Here is a 20,531-nt window from a genome sequence, read left to right as displayed (position 1 = left end):
GCGCCCGGCAGGGATCCGATCCCCCCTCCGCCTCCCACCCCGGCCGGTTCCTCCCTGAGCTATTCTTCGGACGAGTCGCCGGAGAGGATGTCGCTGCGCACCGCAGCCATCTCCAGGACCGGCTCCGCCACGTAGATGGGTGCGTCGGCCCGCAGAGCGACGGCGATGGCATCGCTGGGACGGGCGTCGACCTCCATGATGCCGTGCTCCGTCTGGATGTCGATCTGCCCGATGAAGGTCTCGTCCCGCAGGTCGTGGACCACGACCCGGACGATCTCGCCCTGCATCCGCCGGACCAGGTTGACGATCAGATCGTGGGTGAGGGGCCGGGGAGGCTGCATACCCTGCAGTTGCAACGCGATCGCACTGGCCTCGGCCAGGCCCACGGCGATGACCAGCAGGCGGTCCCCGTCGGCTTCCTTGAGCACGACCACGTTGCCGTCCGAACCCTGGACCATCCCCACGCTGAGGACCTTCATCTCGACCAAGGCCCGTTCCCCCTCTCGGCCGGCCCCGCGGCCGGCACCCGCCCGGCCGTCGCCGGCCCGGCGGGACCACGGCACCGGCCCTGCCGCCATGACCTGGCTGCCGCCGGTGCCACGTGTAACGACAGAGTTTCGATCCCTTCCGGTTGATTCCTTTAGCCAGTTTATGCGTAGCCCGGCAAGGCCCTGCCGGCGCGCCCCTTCATCCCGGCGGCCCCTCATCCCGCCCCTCCGCCCGCCCCGGGATCCTGCACCCGCCGGGCGCGTTCCAGCTGGCGCTGGTAGATCCAGCGCAGCCCCTTCAGGGTGAGGTGCGGGTCCACATGCTGGATGCGCCGGGACTCAGGGGCGATCAGTCCCGCCAGCCCCCCCGTGGCCACCACGGGGGCCGGACACCCCAGTTCGGACTGGATCCGGTCGACCACGGCGTCGATCTGACCCGCATACCCGTACAGCACCCCGGCCCGCAGGGCCTCCACCGTGCTCCGCCCGATGGCCCGCCGGGGCCGGGCCAGCTCGATGCGGGAAAGCCGCGCGGCCCGCCCGAAGAGGGCGTCCAGGGAGATGGCCACTCCCGGCGCGATGGCGCCCCCCAGATAGACCCCTTCGGGGGACACCACCTCCCATTTGGTGGCAGTTCCCAGGTCGACCACGATGACCGGCGCCCCGTACTCCGCACGCGCGGCCACCGCGTTGGCGATGCGGTCCGCGCCCAGCTCCCGCGGGTTTTCGTAGGCCACGGGCATGCCCGTGTCCGTTTCCGGCCCCAGCACCAGCGGCTCCAGCCCCAGGTCGCGCCGCACCATGGTCACCACCGGCACCAGGGCCGGCGGCACCACCGAGCAGATGGCCACGGCGGTGATCCGGGCCGGCTCGAGCCCCCGGGACCGCATCAGGGCCGCCAGGGTGACGGCAAACTCGTCCGCGGTCCGCTCGCCGTTGGTTGCCAGGCGCCACCCGGCCAGCTGCTGGCGATCGTCGTAAAGGCTCAGCTTGGTATGGGTGTTGCCGATGTCGATGGCCAGCAGCACCGCCGGCATCGCCTCCTGCACGGCGTCCCGGGCCGGCTCAGCGGCCAGGGTCGCGCCGCCCCGCCGCGTCCACCACCGGAATCCCGCCCAGGGGCGTCGCCCGCAGGGCAGCCCGCAGCGCCGCCTCCGCCGTCACCTGGGCGGCGGCCACGGCCAGGGCCATGCGGCCCGCCATGTCCGGCGCCTGCCGGTGCCGCGCGGTGGACAAGGCGAACACCACGTCGCCGTCGACCCAGGTGTGCACGGGGTCGATCACCCGCGCCAGGCCGGTCTGGGCCACCTGGGCGACGCGGTAGAGATCGTCCCGGGCCAGGGGCGCGTCCGTCGCCACCACCACCAGGGTGGTGTGGGACAAGCCCGGCCCGCCTTCCGCCGCCCCCGGCCAGGACGGGGTCGACACCACCGGCGGCGGGCCCACCAGCCAGCGTCCCGATGCGGGATCCCGCACGCCTCCGTAACAATTTAGCACGACCAGGGCCCCCACGGTCCAACCAGCGGGGAGGAACCGGGCGGCGGAGCCGACGCCACCTTTGCGTGCCCCCTGGGGGCCCATCACCATGCCGATGACCGCCCCCGTCCCGGCGCCCACGCTGCCCTCCTGCACCGGCTCCCGGCTGGCCGCCTGGCAGGCGGCGTAGCCCATGGCGGCGTCGGGCCGCGCCCGGGGATCGCCCACCGCCAGGTCGAAGAGGATGGCCGCCGGGACGATGGGTACGCGGGCCACCCCGGTGTCGAAGCCGTAGCCGCGTTCTTCCAGCCAGGCCATGACGCCCTGGGCCGCCGCCAGCCCGAAAGCGCTGCCCCCCGCCAGGCAGATCCCGTGGACCTGTTGCACCAGCCGGCCGGGACCCAGCAGGTCGGTCTCCCGGGTGCCGGGTGCCCCGCCGCGCACGTCGGCGGCGCAGGCGACTCCCTCGGGGCAGAGGATCACCGTGCAGCCCGTCAGCCCCTCCGGATCACTGGCATGGCCGACCCACAGGCCTTCGACCCGCGTCAGGGTACCGTCCCCCGCGTCCGCATCCCGGCCCGCTCCGGTCGAACCGGCCTCCCCGCCCGCCGGGGAGCCGGCTGCCCCGACCGCCGGGGCACCGGCCTCCTGGCCCGGCGGGCGGCCGGAACCGCCGGGTTCCCGGCCGCCGTCAGGTGTCCGCTCCGCCGTCACGCCCTTCGCCCCCTTCCCCCGCGCAGGTGGCGGCCAGGCAGGCTATTCGCCGCCCGTAGGCCGCGATTCCTGTCGCTGCCACCAGGCGGGGGCCGGTTCTTCCAGCCAGACGCCGGAAGGATCGGCGGCCGCGCACAGGTCGGCCACCCTGCCGTGGCCCGGCACCACCGTCCCCGGTGCCAGCTCGGCCCAGGGGATCAGGACGAAGGCCCGCTCGGCCGCCCGGGGGTGGGGAACGATCAGGCGCGGCGGATCGTGGATCACCCAGCCGCCGTACCACAGGAGGTCGATGTCCAGGGTACGGGGCCCCCAGCGCCGCATCCGGACCCGGCCTGCCCGGCGCTCCAGCTCCAGCATCCGGTCCAGCAGCTGGCCGGGCGGTAGGGTGGTATCCACGGCCACCACCGTGTTGAGGAAGTCGGGCTGGTCCGTGACGCCTACGGGCCGGGAGCCGTACAGGGATGCCACCCCGGTGACGGTGATGCCCGGCTCTTGCGCGAGGGCCGCCACCGCCCACCGCAGCTGCTCCCGGGGCCGCCCCAGGTTGGCGCCCAGGCCCAGGTAGGCCCGCACGGGCGCCGGGCCGTCAGATCCAGGACGAACGCGGCTCACGGCCCCGCCACACCTCCACCGCCGCGCCCTGGGACGGGCCGGGCAGCGGCGCCTCCGGCTTGGCCACACGGACCCGCACCCAGCCGACAGGAAAGGCGGCCAGGAGATCGTCGGCGACGGCGCAGGCCAGGGTTTCGATCAGCCGGCGGTGGGGACCCTCCAGGATCCGCGCCACCCTGCGGTGGACCTCGGCGTAATCGATGGTGAAGGACAGGTCGTCCCGGGCCGCGGCCGCGGTCACGTCGACGCCCAGGTCCACGTCCACCAGGAAGGGCTGGGGGCTTTTGTGCTCCTCGGGCAGCACGCCGTGGCAGGCCACAAAGCGCAGGCCCCGCAACTGGATCACACCGGTGCCGCGGGCCGGCGGTGCCCCCCCGGGCGCCAGGGGGGACGGTGCCTCCCAGCGGGGGTGGCGGACCACCGCGTCGGCCATGCGCACCAGGCGCACCATGGGGACCACGTCGTGAACGCGGACCAGGTCGACCCCGCGGGCCACGGCCAGGGCCACGGTGGCCGCCGTACCTTCCAGCCGCTGGTCGACGGGCAGGTCCAGCACCCGGCCGATGGTGCTCTTGCGGGACGTCCCCAGCAGCACGGGCGCCCCCAGGACCCGCAGCCGGGGCAGCTGCCGGACCAGGTCCAGGTTCTGCTCGGGGGTCTTGCCGAAGCCGAAGCCCGGGTCGACGATGACCATCTCCCGCGGCAGCCCGGCGGACGCCGCCCGGTCGATGGCCGCTTGCAAGAAGCCCAGCACCTCGCCCCAGAAGTCGGCATAGGCCGTGTCGCCGTGGGGCCGGGCGTGCATGGCCACCACGGGCACCCGGTAGGCGGCCGCCACCTGGACCATGGCAGGGTCGCGGTGCAGGCCGCCCACGTCGTTGATCATCGCCGCCCCTTCCTCCAGGGCGGCCCGGGCCACCTCCGCCTTGTACGTGTCGACCGAGATGGGCACGTCCAGCCGGGGCGCCAGGCGCCGGATCACGGGCAGGAGGCGGCGCCGCTCCTCATCGGCCGGTACGGGCACCGCCCCGGGCCGGGTGGACTCGGCCCCGATGTCGATGACGTCCGCGCCGGCCTCCGCCATGGCCAGGGCATGCTCCTCCGCCGCTCCCGGGTCCAGGTAACGGCCGCCGTCCGAGAACGAATCGGGCGTCACGTTGAGGATTCCCATCACGTAGGTCCGGCTGCCCCAGACGAACCGGCGATCGCCCCAGGCCAGCCCCCCGGGGATCACCTGCCACGACCGGCTCACCGCGGCTCCACCCCCTCCGGGCCGGCGTCCGGCCGGCCCGCTTGCAGGCCGCCCCCGACGCGGGGTCTCCCCGGCGCGGGGCGTTCTCCTCTGGCGGCGAAGGGGCCGGGGACGGGCGGGTCCCCGGCCGCGGTGCCGTCTCCGGCGGTGGCCGGGCCTTCCCGCGGGATGAGGTCCCCGGCTGCGGTCCCGTCTCCTCCACCGGGGAGGTCCCCGGCAGCGGGAAGGGGGAGCTGCCGCCGGGCCAGCAGCTCCGCCAGGGCGGCCATGTCCGGCGCCAGCTCCCGGTCGCCGTCCAGGGGCGGCACCGCCGCCCGCACCGCCTCATAGACCGCTTGCGTCGCCGGCGACAGCCCGGCCGGCCCGACCAGATCGAGGGCCTGGGCGGCACACAGGAGCTCGATGGCCAGCACCTGGCGCGTGTGCTCGACCACCCGCCAGAGCTTCAGGGCGGCGGTCATGCCCATGGACACGTGGTCCTCCTGGTTGGCCGAGGAGGGGATGGAATCGACGCTGGCCGGAACGGCGAGCGTCTTGTTCTCGGACACCAGGGCCGCGGCGGTGTACTGGGCCAGCATGAGGCCGGAGTTGAGCCCTCCGTGGCGGGTCAGGAAGGCCGGCAGGCCGCTCAGCTGGGGGTTGACCAGCCGCTCGATGCGGCGCTCGGCGATGCCGGCCAGCTCGGCCAGGGCCATGGCGGCGTAGTCCAGCACCAGGGCCACGGGCTCGCCGTGGAAGTTGCCGCCGGAGAGGACGTCGCCCGTCGCGCCGGCAGCGCCGGTGGCTTCGCTGGCGCTGGACGCACCTGGGGTAGCCCCGCCGGCGGCGGTGGCACCGCGGGAGGCGAAGACGCCGGCCGCGCCGCCGGGCTCGTCCCCCGGGCCGGGTTCGTCGGGAAAGATCAGGGGGTTGTCGGTCACGCTGTTGGCCTCGACGGCCAGCACCCGGGCGGCATGGGCCAGCGCATCCCGCACCGCCCCGTGCACCTGGGGCATGCAGCGCAGGCTGTAGGCGTCCTGGACCCGCAGCTGGCCGGGCTCGGTGACCAGGCGGCTGCCCGCCAGAAGCCGGCGCAGGTGGGCGGCGGCCGCCTGCTGGCCCGGGTGGGGCCGCAGGGCGTGGATCCGGGGGTCGAAGGCGGCAGGGATGCCGCGCAGGGCCTGCAGGGTCAGCGCCCCAGCAGCGTCGGCCACGGCAGCCAGGTAGAGCCCTTCCTCCACCGCCAGGCAGCCCAGAGCAGTCATGGCCTGGGTCCCGTTGATCAGCGCCAGCCCTTCTTTGGCCTCCAGCGCCAGCGGCTCTAGGCCCCGGCGGGCAAGGGCGCGTGCGCCGGGAAGAACCTGGCCGTCGACCTCGGCGGCGCCGCGTCCGATGAGCACCAGGGCCAGGTGGGCCAGGGGAGCCAGGTCGCCGCTGGCGCCCAGGGAACCCCTTGAGGGCACCACGGGGTGGATCCGGTGGTTGAGCAGGTCCAGCAGCCGCTCCACCACTTCCGGCCGGACCCCCGAGAAGCCGCGGGCCAGGGCGTTGGCCCGCAGCAGCATCATGGCCCGGACCACCGGCGTGGGCAGGGGTTCACCCACCCCCGCGGCGTGGCTGCGCAGAAGGTTTTCCTGCAGCTGGCGCGCCTGGGCGGGAGGGATCGCCACGTCCGCCAGCTTGCCGAAGCCGGTGGTGATCCCGTAGAGGATCTCCCCCCGGGCCACGGCCGCCTCCACCCGCCGCCGGCTGGCCTCCATGCACTGCCGGGCCGCCGGGTCGAGGGCGACGGGACGGCTTTCCCGGGCCACCTGGGCGATGGCGGCCAGGGTCAGGCTGCAGCCGTCCAGGACCAGGGCCCGCCGGCCGGAGGTGCCCGTCACCGGCCGCCCTCCTCCGGCCGCGGGGACGGCCCCGCCGGTGGCCGGGCCGTTCCCCCGGGCGGGACGGCCGGCTCGAACCACGGGACATCCTCCGCCGGCGGCCATGCGGTGGCCGGATGGGCGGCCGCCGCCCGCGGCGGGGCGGGTGCGCGAGCGGGCGCCGGCGGGGCGGGTTCAGGGCCGGACACCGGAAGGGCGGGTTCGGGGCCCGGCGCCAGCCAGCGCCGGGAGCGGGTCAAGCTGACCGCCCCCTCCTCGGTGATCAGCAGGTCGTCTTCGATGCGAACGCCACCCAGGCCGGGCAGGTAGATGCCCGGCTCCACCGTGAAGACCATGCCGGGTTCCAGGACGGTCTCGTCGCCGGGGGCGATGTTGGGCGCCTCGTGGACGTCGAGCCCCAGGCCGTGGCCGGTGCGGTGGGTGAAGTACGGCCCGTAACCGGCCTGCTCGATCACCCGGCGGGCTGCGGCGTCCACCTCTTGCGCCCGCACCCCCGGGCGGGCGGCGGCCCTGGCCGCCGCCTGGGCCAGGTAGACCACGCGGTAGATCTCGGCCTTCTGGGCCGCTCCATGGGGGTCGCCCCCAGGCAGGAGGAAGGTGCGGGTGATGTCGGCGGCATAGCCGTCCACCTCGGCCCCCACGTCGACCCAGACCAGGTCCCCCGGCTGGAGCACCCGGTCTTCGGTCTCGGCGTGGGGCACGGCGGACCGGGGGCCGGAGGCCACGTGGATGCCGAAGGGACTGCGGGTGCCCAGTTCCCGCAGGGCCTTTTCAATTTCCCGGGCAATCTGGCTCTCCCGGTACCCCGGCTGGATGAAGGCCATGCCGTGGCCCAGGGCCGTCTCCACCAGCTCCGCTGCCTTGCGGAGGGCCACCACCTCCGCGGCGTCCTTGCGAGCCCGCAGGGCGCCCAGCACCGGGTCGGCCGGTTGCCAGGACACCCCCGGCAGCGCCGCCGCCGCGGCCCGCCACTCGAACAGCCGGGCGACCCGCTCCTCCATGGCCGCCACCCGCACCGGCCCGCCCAGCCCCGCGGTCGCCAGGGCGACGGCCCTGGCGACCGCGGGGGCGGGATCGGCTCCGTCGGCGTACGGGCACACCCGGCCGAAGGCCCCGGCCCCGGTGGGGGCGGGGCCTTCGGCCGGGGCGGCCGGAGCAGCCGTGGTGGCCGGGGCGGCTGGGGCGGGCAGGCCCGTGGGGGATACGGAAGCGCCGCGCGCGGCCGCACTGCCGCCGGGCCCCGCCGCCGGCGCCTGGGGTTCACCAGGCCCTCCCCCCGCCAGGGCCCGCACCAGGGGCGCCTCCACCACCCGCCCGGCCTCGAGCAGGGGCACGGCGAAGGAGGGCTCGCCGCGCCGCGGTACCACGGCCAGGGCCAGCCGGCTGCCCAGTAGGGGAAGGCCCGTGAGGTACAACCAGCTGGTCCCCGGGGTCAGAATCAGAAGGTCGATCCCCGCCGACTCCATGCGCTCCTGCAGGGCCCGCAGCCGCCCCATCTGGGGTACGGAAGGCCCTTCCGCCCGGAGTCCACCCGCTGCCGCCATCCCGGCGGCACCGCCCCGCCGGGCCCCTCCTGCCGGGCCCGTGCCCGCGCCCCTCGTCCCGTCCACGCCCCTCACCCTCCCTGGTCCTCCGTCCCGCACCATGCAGGCGGCCCGTGCCCGTCCCGGTGACCCGGCTGCGGTGCCGCCCGGCACGGGCCGGACCGTTCCCGCCGGGGGGATGCCGCGGCGCCGCGCCCCGGGGCCCAACTCCCGAGCGCGCCACCGGAGCCGGGTCATCCCTTCCCCCCGTCCCGACCCACCCTCAGGAGGATCGCCCTTTCCGGCCGGCAAATCGCTCCTCGGCCTCCACCCGCAGCTGGGCGGCCCGTTCCAGCAGCCACTCCCGCCGGTTCCGGGCGGGTTCGTCCAGCACGTCCTCCAGCAGCTGCTGCAGGATCCACCCGATGGCCGGTCCCGGCCCCAGGCCCGTGGCCGCCATGACGTCGTGGCCGTCGACCGCCAGGTCGTGCAGGCTGAAGGCCGCGTCCTGCTCCAGGATCTTCTCCATGCGGGTGAGCAGCCGGTAGGCGCCCCGGGAGATGGGCGCCCGCTTGGTTCCCGAGGCGGCCCGGTCGGCCACCCGCAGGATGATGAGATCTTCCAGGTAGTCGAAGCCGATGCGCTGGATCAGCCGCCGGATGGCGGCGTCGGTCATCCCGGGGTAGTGGTGCAGCGCCAGGTGGTGGCGGACCAGGTGGACCACGTGCTGGACGGTCTCGTTGTCAAAGCGCAGGCGCCGCAGCATGTCCCGGGCCATCTGGGCCCCCACCACCTCGTGGTGGTAGAAGTGCCGCTCGCCCTGGGCGTCGACGGACACCGTCCGCGGCTTGCCCACGTCGTGCAGGAGGCCCGCCAGGCGCAGCCGCAGGACCGGCGGCGTGTACTCGCAAGCCAGGAGGTTGTGCTCCCAGACGGTGTAGGCATGGTGGACGTTCTGCGGAACGTCCACGCCTTCCAGCAGCTCGGGCCAGATGGGCTCCAGCAGCCCGCTGGTGCGCAGCAGTTCCAGCCCCCAGGCAGGACGCGGGCTGGTCAGCAGGCCGGCCATCTCCTCCCGGATGCGCTCCCAGGAGACGTGGCGGATCAGGGGGGCGCAGCGCGCCAGGGCCGCCCCGGTGCGGGGTTCGACCCGATAACCCAGGCGCGCCGCGAAGCGCACCACCCGCAGCAGGCGCAGGGCATCCTCGCGGAAGCGCTCCTCGGGATCGCCCACGGCCCGCACCAGACCCTGTTCCAGGTCATCCAGGCCGCCCAGGGGGTCGTGAAGCCGCCCCTGGTGGTCCAGCGCCATGGCGTTGATGGTCAGGTCCCGCCGCTCCAGGTCGGCCCGCAGGTCGCGGGTGAACTCCACCCGGTCGGGGTGACGGTGATCGCTGTAGCCTGCTTCCTGGCGAAAGGTGGTGACCTCCACGCTCATGCCCCGCAGCCGGACGGTCACCGTACCGTGCTCGATGCCCGTGGGGATGGTGCGCGGGAAGAGGCGCCGCACCTCGTCCGGCCGGGCGGCGGTGGCCACGTCCCAGTCCTTGGGCGGCCGGGCCATCAGGAGGTCCCGGACGCACCCGCCGACCAGGAAGGCGCCGTACCCGTGCTGGTCAAGGCGCTGGAGGATCTCCCTCACCGGAGCGGGGACCAGCTGGCCGAACCGGCGCTGCAGCTCGGCAGGCCGCTGCCGCGGCGGCAGCGCCGCCAGGGCACGCAGGGCCGCCGCGGCAGGTCCGGCAGCCGGGCCGGCGCCGGCCCCATTCGCAGCCGCAGTCCCGGTGACGGGGGTGCCGTCGACCGCGCCGGGGGCCGTAGCGCCGGCGGCCGCGCCGGGGGCCGCAGCGCCGGCAGTGGTGCCGGCGACGGCGCCCGCCGCATCCGCACCGGCGGTGCCGGAGACCGGGCCCGCTCCCCGCCCCGGATCGCCGCCGAAACGCGTGTCCTGGGCCCAAAGGGCCGTGAGGGCACGGGCAAACTCCTCCCCGGTGCGGCAGCGGCGGGTGATGGCCAGCAGCCGGCGCAGGGTCTCCCGCGTGGCCTGCAGCTGCTGCCGCTCCCGCTGGCGCCGCTGCAACTTCTCTTCCCGCTGGCGGGTGGCTTGCCCGTCGCCCATCCTTCACCCTCCCCGGGGCGCGGTGCCCTTGCTTTCCTTCTTCAGGACATTCCCCATTGTGCCGCACCGCCTGCGGCCTGTGAAGGCGACGCTCCCGGTCAGGGGTATCCCTGAAGACCCGGCCCGCCGGCGGCAAAGAGCCCGGGGCGGCGTGCCCCGGGCTGCCTTCTCCGCATAGACCCAGTTGGCGGCGTGGCGGGGCCGGTGGCGCGGGCAGGCGGCCCCGGGTCGCAGGCGGCTTCAGGCGTCAGGAGGCCTTCTCGCCGGCCGCCGCCGGTTCGTCCCCCTCCTGCTGCAGCAGGGCGTCCAGCTCCTCGGCCTCGATGGTCTCCTTCTCCAGCAGCCGCCGGGCGATGCGCTCCAGCTTATCCCGGTGCTCGCGCAGCAGCCGCAGGGCCCTGTCGTAGCAGTCGTTGATCACCTCGCTGATGCCCCGGTCGATGGCCGCCGCCACTTCCTCGCTGTAGTTGCGCTCGCGGATCAGGTCCCGGCCCAGGAAGGGCGCGTCCATCTTGTGGCCGAAGGTCATGGGGCCCAGCTCGTCGCTCATGCCGAACTCGGTGATCATCCGGCGCACCATCTTGGTCGACTTCTCCAGGTCGTCCTGGGCGCCCGTGCTGACCTCGCCGAAGACCAGTTCCTCCGCGGCCCGGCCCGCCAGGGCCATGGTGACCCGGTCCAGGATCTCCTGGCGGGTGATGAGGTAACGGTCCTCGGTGGGCAGCTGCATCACGTAGCCCAGGGCAGCCCCGCGGGGGATGATGGAGATCTTGTGCACCGGGTCCGTGTTGGGCAGCAGCTTGGCCACCAGGGCATGCCCCGCCTCGTGGTAGGCCACCCGCTGCTTCTCCTTCTCGCTCATCACCCGCGTCTTGCGCTCGGGACCGCCGGCCACGATGCGGTCGATGGCGTCCTCCAGGTCCTGCATGTCGATCTGCTTCTTGCGCCGCCGCGCCGCCAGCAGCGCCGCCTCGTTGACCAGGTTCTCCAGATCGGCCCCGGTGAAGCCCGGCGTGCGCCGCGCCAGCAGCGCCAGGTCCACGTCGGGCGCCAGCGGCTTGGACCGGGTGTGGACCTTCAGGATCGCCTCCCGGGCCACCAGGTCGGGCCGGTCGATCACGATCTGGCGGTCGAACCGGCCCGGCCGGAGCAGGGCCGGGTCCAGCACGTCCGGCCGGTTGGTCGCCGCCATGACGATGATGCCCTCGTTGGTGCCGAAGCCGTCCATCTCCACCAGCAGCTGGTTGAGGGTCTGCTCGCGCTCGTCGTGGCCGCCGCCGTAGCCCGCGCCCCGCTGCCGGCCCACGGCGTCGATCTCGTCAATAAACACGATGGCCGGCGCGTTGCGCTTGGCCTGCTCGAACAGGTCCCGCACCCGGGACGCGCCCACGCCGACGAACATCTCGACGAAATCCGAACCGCTGATGTAATAGAAAGGAACTCCCGCCTCGCCGGCTACCGCCCGGGCCATGTGGGTCTTGCCCGTGCCCGGCGGGCCGTAGAGCAGCACGCCCTTGGGGATGCGCGCGCCCAGCTCGATGTAGCGCCGCGGGTTCTTCAGGTAGTCGACGATCTCCTTCAGCTCTTCCTTGACCTCTTCATATCCCGCCACGTCGTCGAAGGTGATGCGCCGCTTCTCGTCGGGCTGGTGCAGCCGGGCGCGGCTCTTGGCGAACTGCATCACCCGGCTTCCCGTCCCCTGGGTCTGCTGCATGATGAAGAAAAACGCGGCCACCACCAGGATCACCGGCAGCAGGGCCGTCAAAAGGTTGGTCCACCAGGGTGTCTCCTCGATGGGCCGCGTGTCCACCTGCACACCCTTCTGCTGCCATTCCCGGATGGTCGGCCAGTCCAGGTCGGGGACGTTGGCGCGGAAGTGGGTGCCGTCCTTGAGCTGCCCCGTCACCGCCCGGTGGCTCTCGTCATAGACGACGCGTTCCACCTGACCCTGCTCGATCTTCTCCAGCAGCTCACCGGTCGACAGCGACTGGACTTCGGTGGTCACCGGATTCAAACGCTGGACGATGGCGATGGCGAAGAAGAGCAGGATAAGGTAGAACAGCAGGTTCTTGAAGATGCGGTTTGGCTTCATCATGGCCCTCCTTGCGGCCGCTCAGGGCGCGGCCCGCGGGCCTGCCCCCGGCCGAGGCGGGTTCAGGCCGGACCTCGACGGCATGGCGCCGCGTTTTTGCGCCTTCTGACGCCGTAAAGGCGCCCCCATTATAACACGGCGCCCATGGTGCGGCTATGTCGCCCCTCACCACCCTCCAGGCCCGCCGCCCGGCCCAAGCCCCGCCTGCACCTCCAGCAAGAGCACCCGCTCGTCTCCGGGACGAACCCGGCACCCTTCCGCCGCCCGCACCCCCACCAGCCAGAGGACATCCCTGCCGGCGGCGACCACCCACGGTCCCAGGCGGGCGCCGGTGCCCGTGGCGGGGTCCACCAGGTCCAGGTCGCCCCGGCGGGCCGCGGCGCGGTAAAGCCGTTCCACGGAGCGGTGCCCCTGCGCTCCCAGGGGCTGCATGGTCTCGCCGGGCAGGGGCCGGCGCAGGATCAGGGTCCCCTGCAAGGCCCGGGCGGGGCAGAGCAGCCGGGCCAGGAACCGGGGACCGGGACCCGCCCGGCGCGCCGCCGCCCTCCCCTCCGGGTATCGTGGCAGGTGCGGGGCAGCCGGCCCTACGGCCAGCAGCCGAGCTACCGCCTGGCGCGCCTCGTCCCCCTCCAGCCAGCGGGCCCGGAGCCACAGGCCGGACTCCAAAGGCCAGGCGCCCGGAACCTGCAGAATCCGCGCCGGTCCAGGGGCCGGCTCGCCCGGCGCCGCCGCCTGCGCCGGTTCCTCCCCGCCGGGAGTCCCGGGAACGGGCGTCGCGGCGCGGAGCCGGCCGCCGGCCTGGGGTTCCAGCCAGAGCCACACCCCCTGGCGCCGGGCCCGCCACCCGCCGGGTAGATCCAGCACACGGCCCGCCACCGGCGCCCCGGAGCTCCCCCCTGCCCCCGGCCCGGGCTCCGGGGTTGACCTGGGCCACTCCTCCGGCCAGGCCTCCCCTTGTGGCCGCTCCCCGGGCGGCGTTGGCGGCGCTTCTGCCGGCGGTGCTGCCCGTTGCGGTCGTGCCCCCTGTCCCGCCGCCGGCCCTGCTGCCGCGTCCGGCCGGACTTCCGGCGCCGATCGCCCGCGCTCGCCCTCCGCCGCCGGCGCCGCCAGGGCCCTTACGGCCTCGCAGTGGGCCAGGGGCAAAGGCCGCCGGGCCAGCCGGTGGTAGGCGGCCTGAAGCAGCCGGCGCTGGTCGGCCACGGGGAGCCGGGCCAGATCGTCCACCCGGCACGCCCAGCGGGGCCCCAGCCGGTATCCCAGCCGCCCCTCCAGCCTCCGGGTACGCCGGCGCAGCAGGGCGCCTTCCGCCGCCAGCACCCCGGCCACCCGGCCCAGGGCGGCCACCACCCGCGGGTTGAACTCGGCCTCCAGCAGGGGAAGCAACCGGTGCCGGATCCGGTTGCGGAGAAAGGTCAGGTCCTGGTTCGACGGGTCATCCCGCCAGCCCAGGCCCCGGGCGGCCGCATAAGCAGCCAGCAGGGCCGGCTCGGTGGCCAGCAGGGGCCGGACGAAGGGGCCCCGCCGCCAGGGCATCCCCGCCAGCCCCCGCACCCCGGCCCCAGCCAGCAGGCGCATCAGCACCGTTTCCGCCTGGTCACCGGCATGGTGGGCCAGGACCACCCGCTGGGCGCCGAACTGCCGGGCCATGGCCGCCAGGGCACGGTAGCGGGCCAGGCGGGCCGCTTCTTCCAGGGAGCGGCGTCCCGGCCGGATGTGGACCCGGCGGCAGAGAAAGGGCAGGCCGCGGGCTGCGGCCTGTTCTTCCACCCAGCGGGCGTCGGCCGCCGAGTCCGGCCGCAGGCCGTGGTCCACGTGGGCAACCCCCAGGGCGGCCAGCCCAAGGACCGGGCGGAGGCGGTCCAGCACGTCCAGCAGGACCATGGAGTCACGGCCACCCGAGACGGCCACCAGGACCCGCTGCCCGGCCTCCAGCAGGCGGTGCCGGCCGGCCGCTTGGAGGACCTGTTCTTCCAGTCGCCGGATGGCCGGGGGGATGGCGATGCCCCCCGCCTTGCCGGGCCGTTTCACGGCTTCCCGCCCCTCCCCCTTCCCCGTCGCCAGGTGCCGGTCGTTTCCTATTTACATTACAAGGCTCGGGGACAAAAAGCAGCGCGGCCACCGGCCGCCGCGGGCTGGCCCGCAGGCTCCGGAGGACCGCGCAGGGGGAGGCGACGGCCCGCCGCCGGGAACCGCCGCTGAGGGGAGAGAGGGTTTGGGTTGGTGCTACCGCAGGCCGCCGGCTCCGGCAGCCGGCGCCAGCTGGGCCCGCGGCAAGAGTTTTCCGGTCACCACCGTCATGTCGTCGGGGGCCCGGTCGCCTGAGCGGCGCAGGGCCTCCTTGACGATTCGGGCCGCCACCCGGCGGGGGTCGTCGTCTTCCAGGCCGGCCAGATAGCCGCGGATCCACGCCGTGGCGGCGTCCACGTCACCAAAGGCAGACAGCACGCCGTCGGAGACCAGGACCACCAGGTCGCCCGGCTCCAGGACCCCGCTGCCGGCCTGGACATCGCCTTCCTCCACATAGCCGGCCGGCGGCGCGGGGTGGGCGATCATCTGGACCTCCCGGGCCCGTCGCACGAAGCTGGGCGCGGCGCCGATCTTGACGAACTCCACCCGGCCCCGCTCCAGGTCCACCGCAGCCAGGTCGACCGTGGTATAGGTCTCCCGGTCCCGCAGGGCCAGGGCGGTGTTGAGCAACCGCACCGCCGGGGTGGCGGGCAGGCCGGCCTCCAGCATCCGTTCCAGCAACTGCAGGGCCAGGCGTGACTCGTTGGCGGCACGGCGCCCCGACCCCATGCCGTCGCTGATCACCAGCACCATGCGGCCGCCCTGGTCGAAGGACCGGCACAGGTAACCGTCGCCGGAGATCCAGCGCCCCTCCTTGGGGGTGCGGGCCACTCCCACGCGCATGCCGTAGCGCCATCCCGGGCGGCGGGGAGCCGGCGGCTGCCCCGTCCCCTGGGCCGCCAGGGCCGCCAGCTCGCGCAACTGCTGGGCCACCAGGCGATGGTGCCGGTCCAGGCGCCGCTGCCAGCGCATCTCGATGCGCAGCACGTCGAGTCCTTCGGCCAGCGACCGGCTGATGGCGGGCAACCGCGGGCAGCGGGCCCGCAAGGCCGGGGTGACGGCCTCCTGCCGGAAGCCGGTGCCCCGCTCATGGCCGGCCAGAATGTCGAAGAAGGCCTGATAGGTCTGGGTGAACTGGTCCTGCCAGCAGGTGCGGGCCATGGGGCAGCGCAGGCAGTGGCGCCGGGCCACGTCGTTGATGAGCTCTCCCACCTGCTCCCGCGGATCCCAGGCCCTGGGGTCCGGCTCGATCAACCGGGCCAGATCGGCCAGCAGGGAGGGCCAGGCCGGCATGCCGGGATGGGGAGGGAACGCGGTACCGGCCGCCGGCGCCGTCGCGTGCCGGCCCGCCGGGCCGGGGCCCGGGGCCGGCGCAGGGACGTCCCATAGCCCCTGGCCGTCGAGGCCACCGGCCAGCCCGGCTCCCGCCGGCGACCGGCGGGCAGCGGCGCCCCCACCGGCGGCAGGACCCGCGGCAGGCAGGGTCGGGCCTGCCCCGCCGGGATGCCCCCCTTGTGCTCCCGCCGTAGCGGCCACCCGGCCCCGGCCTGCTGATGGGGCGGCGGGCCCGTAGCCGGTCTCCGCACCTGCCTGTCCAGGACCGGGGACGAACCCGGCCGGTCCGGTCGCGCCGCCGGCCCGGCCGGCCTCCCCGGACCGCCCGCCGGCCCAGTGGCCCGGCAGGGCGGCCTCCAGGCGCTCCGCCAGCCGCCCTGGCCAGCCCGTGGCGGCGATGCCCAGGTAGATGACCAGCGCCGTGGCGGCACCGCCCGCCAGTTGCCCTACCCCAGCCGCCGTGGGCAGCGAGCCGCCGACCACCGCGGTAGCCAGAAGGAAGCCGGCCACCGCCGCCGCCCTCCCATACCGTTGCAGGAGCCCGCTGGCTGCGCCCGCCAGGGCGAGCCACGCCAGGCTCCAGAGAGCCCCCTGACCGCCCAGCAGCCCCAGCAGGCCGGCGGCCGTGCCCGCCAGGGCCCCCGCCTGGGCACCTCCCAGGTGAGCCGCCACGAGAACGGCGACACCGCGTACCACCAGGGCCGTGTCGATGCCCAGCAGCCGCACCCCGTCCAGGCCGCCCGTGGCCAGGACCACCAGCAGGGCCAGCGCTCTCCGGCCGTGAACCGTCCGGACGACCGGCGGCCCGGCCGCCACCCGGCCGAGGCTGCCCGGCAAGGGCGGCAGGAGGGAGAGGGCCACCGCCACCGCCTGGCGGGCCCAGGGCAGGGCCAGGAGCAAGACCCCTGCCGTGACCGCCAGCCCCACCACCTGATCCAGCGCCCAGCCCAGGTCGCTGCGGGGCCACCCCCAGAGGGCCCCGGCCAGGAGGACGATGCCCGCGGCGGAGCCGTCCAGCAGCCGCCAGGAGGGGGCGGCGCCGGCGGCAGGGGTTCCTCCCGCCAACGCTCCACCTTCCCGGAGAGACTCACCCGCCCGCTCCCAGCGGGCCAGGATCCGCTGCTCAAGCCGCAGCAGGGCCGCCGCCGTCACCAGCACCGCTGCCCCGTACAGGGCACCGCGGCTGGCCGCACCGGCAGCGGCGGCCGCCACCAGCAGCCAGCCCAGGCGCGGCGCCATGGCCAGGGTGGCCAGAACCAGGGGCAGAGCCAGGGGTGAGGGCAGGCCCGCCGGCTGGACCCGCCCGGCCAGCCAGGCCAGGGCCAGAGCGGCAGCCCACGGGGGCCCCCAGGCCAGGGCCTGGTGCCACCGTCCTTCCCAGGTGCCCGCGCGTGGCCGGGCACCGGAGCCCGTGTGGCCCCCGGCGGCGCCGCCGGCGCCACCCCCGGCCGCCAGGCTGCCGTGCGCCCGGGCGCCTGGGCCGGGTACCGTGCCTTCCCTCCGGCCGCCCTGGTCCTGGCGGAACCGGCCTCCGCCCCCTGACGCCAGGGATCGCCATGCCACCGGCCCGCGCCGCCCGTTCTTCCCCATGACCGTTCACCTCGCTCCGGCCGGCGGCGGCGCCCCTCCCCGCAGGGTCCACCGGCCGGCCATCCCGTGACGCATTCCGGGAGCCTGTCCCCCGACCGGGGGACAAGCTGTGGCCCGATTGTAACGGGGCCGCCTGCCGGAGTTTTGTCGCAACGGCGAGGTGGCCCGGACAAAAATTGCGACAGGCCCCGGAGCCGGCCGACAGGATGCGAAGGGGACGGGAAGGTCCGTTCCGGCCCGGGGGCGGGGGCAGGGATGGGGCGGCGGCCCACCGCCTGGCCCGCCCGGCAGGGCGAGCGGCGGAAGGGACCGGGGCCGGCACGCCGCGGAGCTGGGAGAGCAAGAGAATAGGCCGCCGGTACCGGCGGCCGCAGGCTGGAGGCGCCAGATTTTGATGGACGGTGACGGCAAGCCGGCCAGGACCGGCCGACAAGCTTCGCCGCCTGGATCCCGGAAGGGCCGGCCCGGGCGGGCAGGCGGGGAGACGGGGAGGCGCGTCACATCAGATGATCGGCCGGTCCGGGATGCTGTCCGCGGTGCTCCCCGGCCGCCTCGGGCTCGCCCCCTTCCCCGGCCCCTGCCGGGGGTGCGTCCGAGGCTTCCACTGCAGGTTCGCCTGGGCCAACGCCGGCGGCCCCCGCGGCGGCGCCAGGCACCACCCGCCGGGCGCTGATGAGGAAGCCGGTGTGGGCCACCATGCGGTGTTCGGGACGCACGCTGGACGCCGTCACGTGCCAGGGCCGCAGCAGGAGCTCGGTGGTCTCCACCAGGTCCCAGGCAGGGTGGGCCTGAAGGGCGGTGACCAGCTGCTGGACCTGGTTGGTGGTGGGCAGCCAGCAGAGGAGGACGCCGCCCGGGCGCAGGGCCTCCGCCGCCGCGCCCACACAGTGGAAGGGTTCGGGCACATCCAGCACGATGGCGTCCAGATCGCGCTCGCCGATCCCCTGGTAGACATCCCGCAACTCGACCCGCCACCACGACGGCGCGTAGCCCAGGAAGCGCTCCACGTTCTCCCGGGCCAGCCGGGCGAACTCGGCCCGCCGCTCGTAGGAGATCACCTGGCCTCCCGGGCCCACGGCCTGAAGGAGGGCCAAGGTGGTGGCGCCGGAACCCACCCCCGCCTCCAGCACCCGGTCCCCCGGGCGCAGGTTCGACCGGATGATGATCTGCCCCAGGTCCTTGGGATAGATCACCTGGGTCCGTCGCGGCATGGCGAGGATGTACTCCTCCAGGGTCGGGCGCAGCACCCGCAGGCGGCCGCCGGTGCTGGTCACCACCGTGCTGCCCTCCGGCAGGCCGGCCACGGCCTCATGGCGCACGATGCCACCCGCCGGGGCCTGGAAGACCCGGCCCTGGCGCAGCCGCTGCAGCCGACGGCGCTGCTTGTTGTCGATGAAAACCACCAGATCCCCCATGGCCAGGGGTCCCCGCCGGCCGGGTGCAGGCCCCTGCCCCGGCGGCACGCTGGTCTCCGGCTGGCCTGGCTCAAGTCCGTTCCGTTCCATGATCACGCCCCATGCCTTACTATCCCGCTCCATGTCTCACTCGCCGTCAGTGTACCCGGTCGTAGCCGCCGGGGCACCGGCAGGCGCCCGCCCCTGGGGATCCGCCCTCGACAGGGCGCACCCGCGACTCGTCCCGTTCTAGCCACCATGCCCCGTGGGAGACGGGGCCGGACGCGGCACCGCCCTGCCGTGGCCCGGGTGCCCCTCTGCGGGCCGACCATCACCGGGCCGGGCCCGGCGGCGCTTCGCCGCCCGGTGTGCCCGGACCGGCCGGGGACGAGCCGTTGCCAGGGGCTGCCCCGGCCTCGCCGCCCTGGCTCCGCCCGTCCATCACCGCGATCATGGGTTCCAGCCGCCGGTACAGCTCGGCCGTCGCCCGGGCATCGGCCAGGCAATAACGGGCGATGTCGTCGATGCGCCCCTGCCTGTAGGCTTCGCCCACATCCGCCCCGTCCATCGCCTGCTTGGGCGAGGGGATGCCGAACTGGTGGCACCAGAAGAGGAACGAATTGCGCTGGCGCGCACCGTAAAAGGACAGGACCTCCGCCAGGTCGCAGTGGTCCTGAAAGCTGTACCGGTAGGGCACCAGGTTGCGGGTGGGAACCACTCCCAGGATAGCCGAGCGGATCATGAGGAAGGGCCCGTCAAAGGACCGGCCGTTGAAGGTGATCAGGGTCCCCGCGTGCTGGCTGACGTAGCGCCAGAACTCCGTCAGGATGTCCCTCTCCGTGCCCCGGTAGATCAGGGCGCCGGCACCGGCCTCGGGGAAGGGTGCCCAGCGGGGGGCCGTGGCGCCCGGGTCTTCCACCAGCACACCGCCCCGGTCTTCATAGGGCCGCCAGAGGGCGATGGCCACCACCCGGCCTGTGCCGGGATGCAGGCCCAGCTGGTCCTTGACCCGCGACCGCTCGTCGTCGTCCCGAGCCCGGCGCAACAGGTAGTCCTGCACCTCGGGGTGCAACTCGTCCCAGTCGAAGCCCACGGTTTCAATGTCGACCGCCAGGGGCGTCCGCTGTCCCATGCCGTGCTTCGCCTCCCGGTGCGCCGCCGGGCCGCCGGGGTGCTCTCCAATCGGCCCTCCCCCTTCCGGCGCGGGCGGTGGAACGGGCGGGATCGGGGCGACAGGCCGCCACGGCGGGCCACCCGCCCCCGCGGCGACAGCGGGCGGGGCAGCTCGGCGGGCACCTGGAGACGTTTCGCGGGCCGGCCGGGGGTTCCTGCCGCGCCCCACCATCGGCGCCAGCCCACTGGAGGCCCGCCCGGGCCCGGTGAAGGGACCCGGACCGGGGCACCTCGGGAGGCGGGGGATACGCCCAGTGCCCGGCAGGGCCCAGCCGGGTCGATGCTAGCGGCGGCGGCCGCCCATACGGCCCGCCAGCGCCTCCAGGCGACGGGGGTCTGCAATCCCCTCTTGTTCGACCTGTCGGGCAAAGACCCGTGCTTCATCCAGGGAATCGGGCGGGAACGCAAAGATGTGGACCACTGACCCCGTGTCCACGATGACCAGATGCTCGGTGACCTGGTCGTCGCCGCCCGGCTGGGGCGACTGCCCCGGAGCACCCCCTTGCCCTCCCGCGCCGCCCGGGCGGGGCCGGCCTCCCCGCGGCCGGGTAACGACCGCCCGCACCGCCACCCAGGCCCGGCCCGGATTGGGCTTGGAATAGGTCTCCACCCGGAACCACTGGTTGGTCAAGGGGATGATGCGGGCCTCCACGCCCAGCCGCCGGGCTTCGGCGGCAATCACCTCAGCCAGGTGACGGCCGGGCACATCCACCCACCCGAACTCCGCCAGGTCGCGCAGCGCCGCAGAAATACCCTCACCGACCACCCTGACTCTCCCGCCTTTGCCCTCCCGGGGCGAATACTGGTTAGCGCCGCTGGCGATTTCTTTTCGCC

General features: G+C 74.7%; 14 protein-coding genes. All 14 read right to left on the bottom strand.

Annotation, left to right across the window (positions count from 1 at the left end; translation table 11 throughout):
• Positions 1-59 precede the first annotated feature (59 nt).
• The 14 genes from DYI95_RS00515 to DYI95_RS00450 all read right to left on the bottom strand — a co-directional run bounded on the left by DYI95_RS00515 (position 60) and on the right by DYI95_RS00450 (position 20,463).
• On the bottom strand, positions 60-479 hold the full coding sequence (locus DYI95_RS00515; protein ID WP_242823318.1) for a bifunctional nuclease family protein: 420 nt from the start codon (positions 477-479) through the stop codon (positions 60-62).
• 224 nt (positions 480-703) lie between these two features.
• The gene (locus tag DYI95_RS00510) at positions 704-1,516 is read right to left on the bottom strand and encodes a type III pantothenate kinase (RefSeq protein WP_116899571.1); all 813 of its coding nucleotides are present in this window, start codon (positions 1,514-1,516) and stop codon (positions 704-706) included.
• Positions 1,517-1,553: 37 nt separating this feature from the next.
• Positions 1,554-2,678 (bottom strand): P1 family peptidase, encoded by a 1,125-nt coding sequence (locus tag DYI95_RS00505; RefSeq protein WP_243149777.1) that lies wholly within the window; start codon positions 2,676-2,678, stop codon positions 1,554-1,556.
• Positions 2,679-2,720: 42 nt separating this feature from the next.
• Positions 2,721-3,290: a 2-amino-4-hydroxy-6-hydroxymethyldihydropteridine diphosphokinase gene (gene folK, locus DYI95_RS00500; RefSeq protein ID WP_116899568.1), complete on the bottom strand. Its 570-nt coding sequence runs from the start codon at positions 3,288-3,290 to the stop codon at positions 2,721-2,723.
• On the bottom strand, positions 3,265-4,542 hold the full coding sequence (folP, locus tag DYI95_RS00495) for a dihydropteroate synthase (RefSeq protein ID WP_116899569.1): 1,278 nt from the start codon (positions 4,540-4,542) through the stop codon (positions 3,265-3,267). Before folP ends, folK begins: the two co-directional genes overlap by 26 nt.
• Positions 4,539-6,404, bottom strand: a complete 1,866-nt coding sequence (gene hutH / locus DYI95_RS00490; protein ID WP_116899572.1) for a histidine ammonia-lyase — start codon at positions 6,402-6,404, stop codon at positions 4,539-4,541. The genes folP and hutH overlap by 4 nt, the downstream gene beginning before the upstream one ends.
• A complete protein-coding gene (locus tag DYI95_RS00485; RefSeq protein WP_164581334.1) occupies positions 6,401-8,014 on the bottom strand; it encodes a M24 family metallopeptidase in 1,614 nt (537 codons plus the stop codon). The genes hutH and DYI95_RS00485 overlap by 4 nt, the downstream gene beginning before the upstream one ends.
• A gap of 196 nt (positions 8,015-8,210) precedes the next feature.
• Positions 8,211-10,046 carry a CCA tRNA nucleotidyltransferase gene (locus tag DYI95_RS00480; protein ID WP_116899573.1) on the bottom strand — a complete coding sequence of 612 codons (1,836 nt, stop codon included), beginning with the start codon at positions 10,044-10,046 and terminating at the stop codon, positions 8,211-8,213.
• A gap of 247 nt (positions 10,047-10,293) precedes the next feature.
• Positions 10,294-12,138 carry an ATP-dependent zinc metalloprotease FtsH gene (gene ftsH / locus DYI95_RS00475; RefSeq protein WP_116899574.1) on the bottom strand — a complete coding sequence of 615 codons (1,845 nt, stop codon included), beginning with the start codon at positions 12,136-12,138 and terminating at the stop codon, positions 10,294-10,296.
• 165 nt (positions 12,139-12,303) lie between these two features.
• Positions 12,304-14,166 (bottom strand): tRNA lysidine(34) synthetase TilS, encoded by a 1,863-nt coding sequence (gene tilS, locus DYI95_RS12875; RefSeq protein ID WP_116899575.1) that lies wholly within the window; start codon positions 14,164-14,166, stop codon positions 12,304-12,306.
• 195 nt (positions 14,167-14,361) lie between these two features.
• Positions 14,362-17,103: a SpoIIE family protein phosphatase gene (locus tag DYI95_RS00465; protein WP_243149776.1), complete on the bottom strand. Its 2,742-nt coding sequence runs from the start codon at positions 17,101-17,103 to the stop codon at positions 14,362-14,364.
• A 524-nt stretch (positions 17,104-17,627) separates the two neighbouring features.
• The gene (locus DYI95_RS00460) at positions 17,628-18,635 is read right to left on the bottom strand and encodes a tRNA (adenine-N1)-methyltransferase (protein ID WP_243149775.1); all 1,008 of its coding nucleotides are present in this window, start codon (positions 18,633-18,635) and stop codon (positions 17,628-17,630) included.
• Between the two features lie 220 nt (positions 18,636-18,855).
• Positions 18,856-19,656 carry a ribonuclease H-like domain-containing protein gene (locus tag DYI95_RS00455; RefSeq protein ID WP_116899577.1) on the bottom strand — a complete coding sequence of 267 codons (801 nt, stop codon included), beginning with the start codon at positions 19,654-19,656 and terminating at the stop codon, positions 18,856-18,858.
• Between the two features lie 324 nt (positions 19,657-19,980).
• Positions 19,981-20,463 carry a hypothetical protein gene (locus DYI95_RS00450; RefSeq protein ID WP_116899578.1) on the bottom strand — a complete coding sequence of 161 codons (483 nt, stop codon included), beginning with the start codon at positions 20,461-20,463 and terminating at the stop codon, positions 19,981-19,983.
• Between the last annotated feature and the right edge of the window lie 68 nt (positions 20,464-20,531).

The sequence above is a fragment of the Thermaerobacter sp. PB12/4term genome (genome assembly GCF_003403315.2).
Lineage (GTDB): Bacteria > Bacillota > Sulfobacillia > Thermaerobacterales > Thermaerobacteraceae > Thermaerobacter.
The sequence above is the reverse complement of the archived record's forward strand: the minus strand, read 5'-3'. Positions and strand labels throughout refer to the sequence as shown.